The following is a 9172-nucleotide window of genomic DNA, read 5'->3' as shown; positions in this document are numbered from 1 at the left end:
TGGGTGAGCGGGGGGTGCTTGCATGCAGTCGCGACGTTCGCCATTAGACGCCGCGGAAGCTGCCGAAATCCACCGAATCAGCAGATAGAGAGCATCAGATTCCTCGTTACCACATATGATACTTGGCAATGCAGGGGCGACACGGACAGCGCTGCGAAGTTTGCCGGAGCGACAGCCTGCAATACGAAGAAACCGTCGGTTCCAGCGGAGCCAACGGTTTCGTTTTGAGCCTCCACGGATGTGAGGCGGTCACGGCTTTGCGCAGCCACAACGGCGGTCAGTGGGACCAGACGGCGGCGTCCGGGTCCTCCTCGGCGTTGTAGCCGTCCTCGTCGGTGCCGTCGCCGCGCGGGGCGTTGTAGGTGGCGGTGTCGTCGACGACGCCGGAATCGGCTTCGGCGTTGAGTTCCTCCAGCGTCTTCGTATCGAGCGCGTACTTGGGCAGGATCGTTTTGATGTAGCTGCGCACGGCCTCCCCCATCGGGATGTCGTGGCCGGCCTTCTCCGCCAGGAACCACTTGTGCTCGAGCACTTCGTGGAAGAACTGCGCCGGCTCGATCTGCGTGCGGTATTCCTTCGGGATCATCCGCACCGTCGGTTCGAACACTTCGCGCATCCAGTCGGTGGCGACGATTTCCAGGTCCTCGCCTTCGCGCCACGACGACGCGCGGTACGATTCGAGGTCGTTGAGCAGGCGGCGTGCCTGGTTTTCCTGCACGTCGAGGCCGGTGAGGCGCAGCAGCTTGCGGTTGGCGTAGCCGGCGTCGACGACGCGCGGGCGCACGAGAATGCGGTTGCCGTCGTCGGTCGTGTTCATTTCCAGCTCGTCGACGTCGAAGCCGAGGTCGTTGAGGTGGTTGACGCGCTGCTCGATCTTCCACATTTCGTTCGGGTTGAAGTCGTCGGTGCCGGTCAGCGCGTCCCACAGCGAGTGGTAGCGGTCGACGAGGCGGTTGCCGATTTCGATTTCGTCGACTTCCGGCGGCAGCAGCTCGCCGGAGCTCAAATCCATCAGTTCGCCGATGATGTTCGTGCGCGCCAGGTCGATGTCGTATTCGCGCTGGCCGTCGGTCAGGTTGACCTGCAGGTCGCCGGTTTCGGCGTCGACGAGGAACGCGGAGAACGCGTCGGCATCGCGCAGGAACAGCACGTTCGACAGCGACACGTCGCCCCAGTAGAAGCCGGCCAGATGCAGCCGCACCAGCAGCACGGCCAGCGCGTCGATAAGCCGTTCGGCGGTGTCGGGGCGCAGCGTGCGGCTGAACAGCGCGCGGTACGGCAGCGAGAACTTCAGGTGCTTGGTGACGAGGATCGCTTCCAGCGGCTCCCCGTCGGCGCCGTGGCGTCCGGTGACGACGGCGATCGGCTGCACGGTCGGCAGGTCCAGCTTCTGCAGCTGCCGCAGGATTTCATATTCGCGCTCGGCGACGTTGCGGGTGATTTCCTTCATCGCGTAGACTTCGTCGCCGACGTGCACGAAGCGCACGACGTGCCGGGAAATGCCTCGCGGAAGATTGACGAGCAGGTCCGCCGGCCACGTCGACAGCGGCTTTTCCCACGGCAGCGAGAACATCTTGGGGTCCGAGCCGGAAGCGGTGATCTTCAGCGACGAGGGTTCCGGGGACGGCGATGCCGGATCCTCGGCCTTGACGGACGTCGCTTTCAGCGCCCGCGGATCCATTTGCGGCATGTCATTACTCATAGGGGCTACTTTACCTCAACGGGTTACTCGGGTTCATAACGGTTCTTGGCAAAAAACGAAGGCCCCGCAGCTATGCGGGGCCTTCGCCAACGAGGCGACAAGAGAGGAAGAAAAACCTCGTTACTTTATGGGATGGAGAACAGCAACTCCATCACAGCTGATGCGGTCAGTTGATGCGCAGCTCGGTGCTCGGGGCGAACAGGTGCATCTTGGCCGGGTTCACCTTGATCTTGACAACGTCGCCGACCTTCGGCAGGGCGCGCGGGTTGACGCGGATCGTGGTGAGCTTGTTCTGATCGGACATCATGGCGTTGTGCTCCTGGTTGGCGACGGCGTCGTCAGTCAGGATGTTGCCGTAGATGTAGCCGTCGGAGCCGAGATCCTCGACGTTGACGACCTTGAGCGAGAACGCGTTGGCGTCATCCGGGCCAGCGAGCGTGGCGTCTTCCGGACGGAAGCCGACGACGATTTCGTTGTTGTCTTCCGGGGTGAGCTTGGCCACGGCCTCCTGCGGGAGGTCGATGGTGTCCTCGCCGATCTTCGCCTTGCCGTTGACGACCGGGTGGGTGTTGATGTTCATCGACGGCGAGCCGATGAAGCCTGCGACGAAGACGTTGGCCGGGCGATCGTACAGCTCGGTCGGAGCGCCGACCTGCTGCAGGATGCCGAGCTTGATGACGGCGATGCGGTCACCCATCGTCAGGGCCTCGGTCTGGTCGTGGGTGACGTACAGCGTGGTGACGCCCAGCTGGCGCTGCAGCGCGGCGATCTGCGTACGGGTCTGCACACGGAGCTTCGCGTCGAGGTTCGACAGCGGTTCGTCCATGAGGAAGACCTTCGGCTCACGCACGATAGCGCGGCCCATGGCGACGCGCTGGCGCTGGCCACCGGAAAGGGCCTTCGGCTTGCGGTCAAGGAATTCGGTCAGGTCGAGGATCTCAGCGGCCTTCTCAACGCGCTTGCGGATCTCGTCCTTCGGGGTGCCGGCGATCTTCAGGGCGAAGCCCATGTTGTCGGCGACGGTCATGTGCGGGTACAGCGCGTAGTTCTGGAACACCATGGCGATGTCGCGATCCTTCGGCTGCATGGTGGTGACGTCCTTGCCACCGATGATGATGCGACCCTTGTTGACTTCTTCGAGGCCTGCGAGCATGCGCAGCGTGGTCGACTTGCCGCAGCCAGAGGGGCCGACGAGGACGAGGAATTCGCCGTCCTTGATGTCGAGGTTGAGATCATCCACCGACGGCTTGTCGTTGCCCGGGTAGATACGAGTCACATGGTCGAAAATGACTTCTGCCATTGTTCATCCTTTCATCGGCAGGTACGTGCCGAACGATCCGTTGTGAGGGGATTACTTATGGTGTTTCCATTCACTGCCGTCGACTTCGACGCGGCGGTAAACTTCCACGGTATTTGGTTTTCAGTCAGTGGAGATTTCTCTTCATTGAGCTGATAGAACACTATACACGAACCGCTGAACCCGTCAAATTTTTCGATGCAATTTGGCGTTTTCGACGGCGTTTTGCACAAGATTCTTCGGCGTGTTGCGCACCAGCGCAACGGTTGCGCGCACTGGGTGCCCGCTGCCGAACTGCGCAATGGCCTGCGCCATGGCGCCGTCGATCCGTCCGCCGGTCAGCTTCGCCATCGCCCGCGGCGGCATGTCCAGCACGAAGCGGGTGGCGAAGTCGACGGAGCCGTCCGGCGCTTCGTGCCGCTCGACGCGGCGCATCAGCGTACGGCCCACCCAGCGTCCGGCACGGCCCGGCGAACGCTCGGCCCAGTCGCGCAGCGGGTCGTTGACGTCCATCTCGCGCACCGATCCGTCCAGATCGCCCGCGCCCAGCGGGACGTCGTCGGGCGCGATGCCGTGCGCCTTGATGCCGAACAGCGTCTGCTGCTCCGCGCGGCTCGCCTGGTGGACGTCGCCGTATATATAGGCGCCCAGCGCAGGGTCGGCCGGCTGCGGCGCCATGTCGCCGTGCACGTGCACCAGGCCGGTCAGCGGCAGGTTCTCGCAATCGAAGCCGACGCCGACCGTCCACGCGCCGCTCGTCGTGCGCCACCGGTTGCTCGCCACGTCGAAATGGCGGAACGTGCGGTCGTTGAACGGCAGCCGCACCGTGCGGGATTCGCCGGCCGGCACGGCCACGCGCACGAATCCCTTGAGCTCGCGCAGGGGGCGGGCGCCCCCGTCGGACGGCGCTTCGACGTACATCTGCACGACCGTCTCGCCGTCGCGCTCCGATACGTTGCGCACCGTGCAGCGCGCCTCGCCGTCAGAAATCTCAAGGTCGCCCAGCTCGAACGCGCTGTAGGACAGGCCGAATCCGAACGGGAAGGCGACCGGCTGGCCGGTCGTCGTGTAGTAGCGGTAGCCGACGAACGGCCCTTCGAGGTAGTACGAATCGCGGCTGGCGACCGGGAAGCGGCCCGCGGTCGGCATGTCGGAAGCTGCTAACGGCCACGTCTGCGCCACATGGCCGGCCGGGTTGACCATTCCAGCCAGCGTACGGGCAATCGCCGGCGCCGCGCCTTCGCCGGGCAGCCCGGCCAGCAGCAGCGCGTCGACGTCCTTGAGCCACGGCAGCTCGACCGGGCTGCCGCCCAGCAGCACGACGACCAGGGGCTTGCGGGCTTCCTTGCACCAGCGGACCGCTTCGCGCATCATGTCGTTCTGCGCCTGCGGCAGCTGCAGGTCGGCGCGGTCGGCGCCTTCCGATTCGCTGCGGTCGTCGAGGCCGACGACGGCGACGACGACGTCCGCGTCCGAGCCGGCGGCCCGGGCCGCATCGCGCGCAATCTTGCGCGCGTCCGACTCGGCGGAGCCGGCAACGTAGCCCTCTTCCTGGGCAACGACGTCCAGACCGGCGTCGCGCAGCGCGGACGCCAAGTCGGTTTCGGCATGGCCGGTCGTCACTTCGGACGAACCGCCGCCCTGGAAGCGCAGCTGCGACGCCATGCCGCCCAGCAGCGCCACGCGCGTTCCGGACGCCAGCGGCAGCGCCCCGTCGTTCTTCAGCAGCGTCATCGAGCGTTCGGCAGCCCGCACGGCCAGGTCGTGGCCGCTTTCCAGCAGCGATTCCATACCGGCTTCACAAGCGCCCGCAGCGTCGGATTCGGCTACCGACAGCGCGACGCGAGCGACGTCGACGGCGCGCTCGAGCAGTTCGTCGCCGGTAATCTCCCCCGCCTTGAACGCTTCCTTGAGCTCGCGCACGCTTACCATGCCCGGCGACGGCATTTCCAGCGAACCGCCGGCCTTGACAGCCGCCACCGCGCTGTTCGAACCGCCCCAGTCGGACACGACCATGCCGTCGAAGCCCCATTCGTCGCGCAGGACCCACGTCAGCAGGCGCGAGTTTTCGTGAGCATAGGTGCCGTTGATCATGTTGTAGGACGTCATGATCGCCATCGGCTCGGCTTCGCGGACGATGATTTCGAACGCCGTCAGGTAGATTTCGCGCAGCGTGCGCTCGTCGACGACGGAATTGCTGGCCTGGCGGCGCAGTTCCTGGCTGTTGACGGCGAAATGCTTCGGGCAGGCGGCGCGGCCGGTGCGCTGGATGCCGCGCACCATCGCGGCGCCGAGGCGGCCGGAGACTTCCGGATCTTCCGAAAGGTACTCGAACGTGCGGCCGCCGCGCGGGTCGCGCTGGATGTTGACGGCCGGCCCCAGCACCATGCCGACGCCGAGAGCGGCGGCCTGGCGGCCCATCGCCTCGCCAATCTCGTCGAACAGCGCTTCGTCCCAGCTCATCGCCAGCGTCGAGCCGCTGGGGAAACAGGTGGATTCAGCGGCGGTGCCGATGCCAAGATTGTCGCCGCCGGCAACGTGCAGCTGGCAGCGCAGGCCGTGCGGGCCGTCGCTCATCGTGAGCGACGGAATGCCGGCGCGGATGTTGGCGCGCGTTGTCCACATCGTCTCGCCGCTGAGCAGCGCCGCCAGTTCGTGCGGCGAACAGCTGCGCAGCATGCGTTCAATCTCGTTCCTGCTTTTCATCACGACTTACTTTCCTTTCCGTCGCGGACTCGTATAGTGCTGCTGCACCGGCCTGCAGCGTTTGCGTGGCGCCGCACCTTGCGTTCCATACTGCGGCGCGAGGTATTGCGCTGCTGCGCCGGTCCCCTCCGGTACAGCGTTGGAAGCCACAGATTGCGCGCCGCCGTGGGCGCCGGGATAGCCGACTCCATGAGAGCCGGCCGCCGGATAGGCCGCGTGGAGCGCGGCATGCGGCTCGCCGTGCATCTGCGCCTGGGCGTTGACGTAGGTCGCAGCCCCGTGGAACACGGGCGCCGGGTGGAACGCGCCGGCGCCGTGCGAATCGGGCACCGAGAACGCATGGCCGGATGCGCTCCCCGCGCCGCGTGCGCCGCCGGCCATGCGCCCGGCTCCGCCCGGCCGCGCAATGCCGGAACGTCCCGGCTGCGCCGACCGTACGGCGGCCGCCGAACGCGTCCGGCGCGCAGACGCGGCGCCGGACGACGCGCCGGACGGTACATGCACCGGCGGAATCGACTCGGTGACGGCGGATTGCTGGTCCGGTTCCGTACCGAAGTTCGAATGTCCCGCATGGTCCTTGTGCCGCTTCTTCGACTTCTGGTATTTCTTCGTCGCATGCCGCAGCTTGACGATTTCGTTGTTGAGGGTGCTCACCGAATCGGACAGCTGCAGCATCTGTCCCTGCAGCAGCCGGGATTCGGCGGTCGTGGCCTGCGTTTCGTCCTGCGCAAGCGTGACGCTTTCGCGGTTCACCTGGTCGATGATCCACGAAGCGATCATCGCCGTGACGATGCCGATCAGCGCGATGCCGGCGAGCATCAGGATGATGGCGATGAGCCGTCCCATGGCCGTGACCGGGTAGAAGTCGCCGTAGCCGACGGTGGCGATCGTGACGAACGCCCACCATACCGCCAGCGGGAACGTCGTGATCTTCGCGCCGGGAGCGTTGTGCTCGGCCGCGTATTCGGCGAGCGCCCCCACGTAGATCAGCACAGCCACCATCGAGCTGGCGTACAGCGTGATGCGCCCGCGCGCCGCGATGCCGGTGCCGTGGTTGAAGAACTGCAGCATCGCAACGAGCCGCAGCAGCCGCAACGGCCGGAATATCGGCAGCGCGATCGTGGCGAGCAGCAGCAGGTTCTTCTTGAACCATTCGCGCCGGTTCGGCGCCAGGTACAGCGATACGGCGTAATCAATGGCGTAGATGGCCCAGATCGCGTCGATGACGTAGTTGCACAGCGCCGTATACGTTCCCGCCAGCACTTCCCACGAATACGCAAACAGGAACACTGCCGACAGTATGAACAGCGGCACGTCGGTGTAGTGGTCCCATTTCTTCAGCGTCATACCTCGATTCTATGCGTTCGGCGCTAGGAAAACGGCGAAAAGCCGCCATTTTTACGCGTCGCGCACAGCTTGGCACGTTAGCATGAAACATCCGGCCGTCCAATGGTGGACGGCCGGATGGAAGGAGATTTTCACAAAGCGTCGGCGAACGCCGCAACGTTCGCCGCACATGGCGCCGATGGAACGATCCGCTGGGTTTTCGCCGCGAAAGAGGGAACGAAAAAGCGGAAACGAAACCCGCTCAGTCGGCGAGCGCCCAGCGCTTCAGGTCGATGCGGTGGATAATCTTGGTGAAGAACTTGACGCACAGCCCGACGCACAGCATCGCTGCCAGCGTTCCCTCCCGCACGCCCGCGGGGGCTCCGAGGCACGCGAACGCGGCAGCCAACGCAAGCACGACGCAGCTGGTGTCGAAAATGATCTTCATATTGCTGAATTTCACGTGAAACTTGCTTGCGAGCGTCTGGACCATGCCTTCGCCGGCGTTCAGCAGCAGGTTCGCGCGCACTTCCATCGCGACGCCGAGGCCGACCGCGACGATGCCGAGCGCGCAGATGCCCCACTGCGCCAGGTAGTTGCCGGGCGTCGCGAACGGCAGGATGGCGTCCCAGATATCGATGGCGACGCCCATGCCGACGGCCATGATCAGCTGCGCGACGGTGCTCCAGCGCGTCTCGCGGCGCAGAATGAGAATCTGGAGAACGACGAACGTTACGTTCATGATGATCGTCGTTGTGCCGACGGTCAGGCCGGAAATGCAGGCGGTGGCGTACGGGATGCTGGAAATCGGCGACGTGCCGAGGTCCGCCTTGATGGATAGCGAGACGCCCAGGCCCATGATCGCCATGCCGGCGAACATGACGACGGCGCGGGCCGGAATATGGCGCGCCATGATGCGCCCGGCGAAGCGCTTCCAGCGGTTCGGCTGGCAGTTGCCGTTGGTTGGGGACGGTTTGGGGGATGTTACGGAGGGGATTGCTGTTCCTTGCGTAAGGAATCACTTCCTTTGGTGGATATATATTGACGTGCTCTCTTGTCTGCGTTGGGTTTCTGCCGGAAACGCGGCCGCGGGAAGCCGGGGAATGGGCTCGCCGCAGAGCGGCTGCCCGGCTTAGTCGTCGGCCGCTTCGATGGCTGCCGCCGCTTTCTCCAGCAACGCCTTGAGCTGGGCGAGTTCCTCGTCGCTCAACGCGTCGTTGACCGGCCGTTCCGCCTGGCTGAAGACTTCCTGCAACGCCTGCGCCGTCCTCTCTCCTTCCGGCGTCAGCGTGACGAAAATCGAACGCCGGTTGTTTTCGTGGCGTTCGCGGCGGATCAGGCCTTTCTTTTCCATGCGCTCGAGGATGCTGCCGATCGTTGCCTTCTCGATCTGGCAGCCTTTGGCGATGGTGCTCTGGTCAGCTTCGCCATGGCTCGCCAAATAGTCGAGGACTTTCGGCTGTCCGGGCGTCAACCCGAACTCTCCAATGCGGGCCGTCACCCGATGAAACAGCATCAAATGCGTCTTCATCAGCAGATAATGGATCGAATCCATGCCGTCCCGTCACCCTTTCGCGTCACAAATAGTAAGAAACCTAACAGTTAGTATTCATACCGTTCCGCCCCGACGAAACCATTCCCCGCGTTTCCCGCCGTAAAGCGCCGCTCGCCGTCGCTTTTCCGCAGCGCCTGCTGGTTCCCTCCCCACCGACTGAAAAATAGCCAGAAATCTACGTTCCAGTCGCTCACACGCCGCCACCGACTGGAACGTAGAGAGGACGGTATATTTCAGTCGGCGTGCGTTACCCTTCGTTCGCCCCGTCCGGTTCCTCTTCCTCGGGTTCCTCTTCGTCGCAAACGGTGGCAGCTCCGTCGCGGAACGTCACCAGCCAGCCAACGTCGCTGGTGTAGTCCCAGAATCTGAAGAAAGCAGATGGATCGCTCACGAACGGCGCTAAATCTTCCACGATTTTCCATTCGGTCCCTGCGTTGCGTTCCGTGTCCTGTCTCGGCGGATAGTTGACACATGTCTCAGCGCATGCTTGACACATGTCCCGGCGGATAGTTGACAGGGGGCCGGGGCCGGTTGGCCCCGGGCTTTCTCATTGGGCGCGGCGCCTGCCTTGGTAGGGCGGGGCGGG

General features: G+C 64.6%; 6 protein-coding genes and 1 pseudogene. All 7 read right to left on the bottom strand.

The window, feature by feature from the left end:
• Positions 1 to 277 precede the first annotated feature (277 nt).
• The 7 genes and pseudogenes from AC1AXT_RS08445 to AC1AXT_RS08415 all read right to left on the bottom strand — a co-directional run bounded on the left by AC1AXT_RS08445 (position 278) and on the right by AC1AXT_RS08415 (position 8977).
• The gene (locus AC1AXT_RS08445; RefSeq protein WP_476542121.1) at positions 278 to 1702 is read right to left on the bottom strand and encodes a DUF4032 domain-containing protein; all 1425 of its coding nucleotides are present in this window, start codon (positions 1700 to 1702) and stop codon (positions 278 to 280) included.
• 166 nt (positions 1703 to 1868) lie between these two features.
• Positions 1869 to 3002, bottom strand: coding sequence for an ABC transporter ATP-binding protein (locus AC1AXT_RS08440; RefSeq protein WP_476542120.1), 1134 nt, complete (start codon positions 3000 to 3002; stop codon positions 1869 to 1871).
• 183 nt (positions 3003 to 3185) lie between these two features.
• The gene (locus AC1AXT_RS08435; RefSeq protein ID WP_476562633.1) at positions 3186 to 5705 is read right to left on the bottom strand and encodes a glycoside hydrolase family 3 C-terminal domain-containing protein; all 2520 of its coding nucleotides are present in this window, start codon (positions 5703 to 5705) and stop codon (positions 3186 to 3188) included.
• Between the two features lie 630 nt (positions 5706 to 6335).
• Positions 6336 to 7052: pseudogene (locus AC1AXT_RS08430) on the bottom strand (potassium channel family protein); the annotation flags it as partial.
• A gap of 241 nt (positions 7053 to 7293) precedes the next feature.
• A complete protein-coding gene (locus AC1AXT_RS08425; RefSeq protein WP_476542118.1) occupies positions 7294 to 7944 on the bottom strand; it encodes a YczE/YyaS/YitT family protein in 651 nt (216 codons plus the stop codon).
• Positions 7945 to 8163: 219 nt separating this feature from the next.
• Positions 8164 to 8586, bottom strand: coding sequence for a MarR family winged helix-turn-helix transcriptional regulator (locus AC1AXT_RS08420; protein WP_476542116.1), 423 nt, complete (start codon positions 8584 to 8586; stop codon positions 8164 to 8166).
• A 247-nt stretch (positions 8587 to 8833) separates the two neighbouring features.
• Positions 8834 to 8977: a hypothetical protein gene (locus AC1AXT_RS08415; protein ID WP_476542114.1), complete on the bottom strand. Its 144-nt coding sequence runs from the start codon at positions 8975 to 8977 to the stop codon at positions 8834 to 8836.
• Positions 8978 to 9172: the final 195 nt, after the last annotated feature.

This window comes from Bifidobacterium sp. LH_450 (assembly GCF_056356715.1).
The sequence above is the reverse complement of the archived record's forward strand: the minus strand, read 5'-3'. Positions and strand labels throughout refer to the sequence as shown.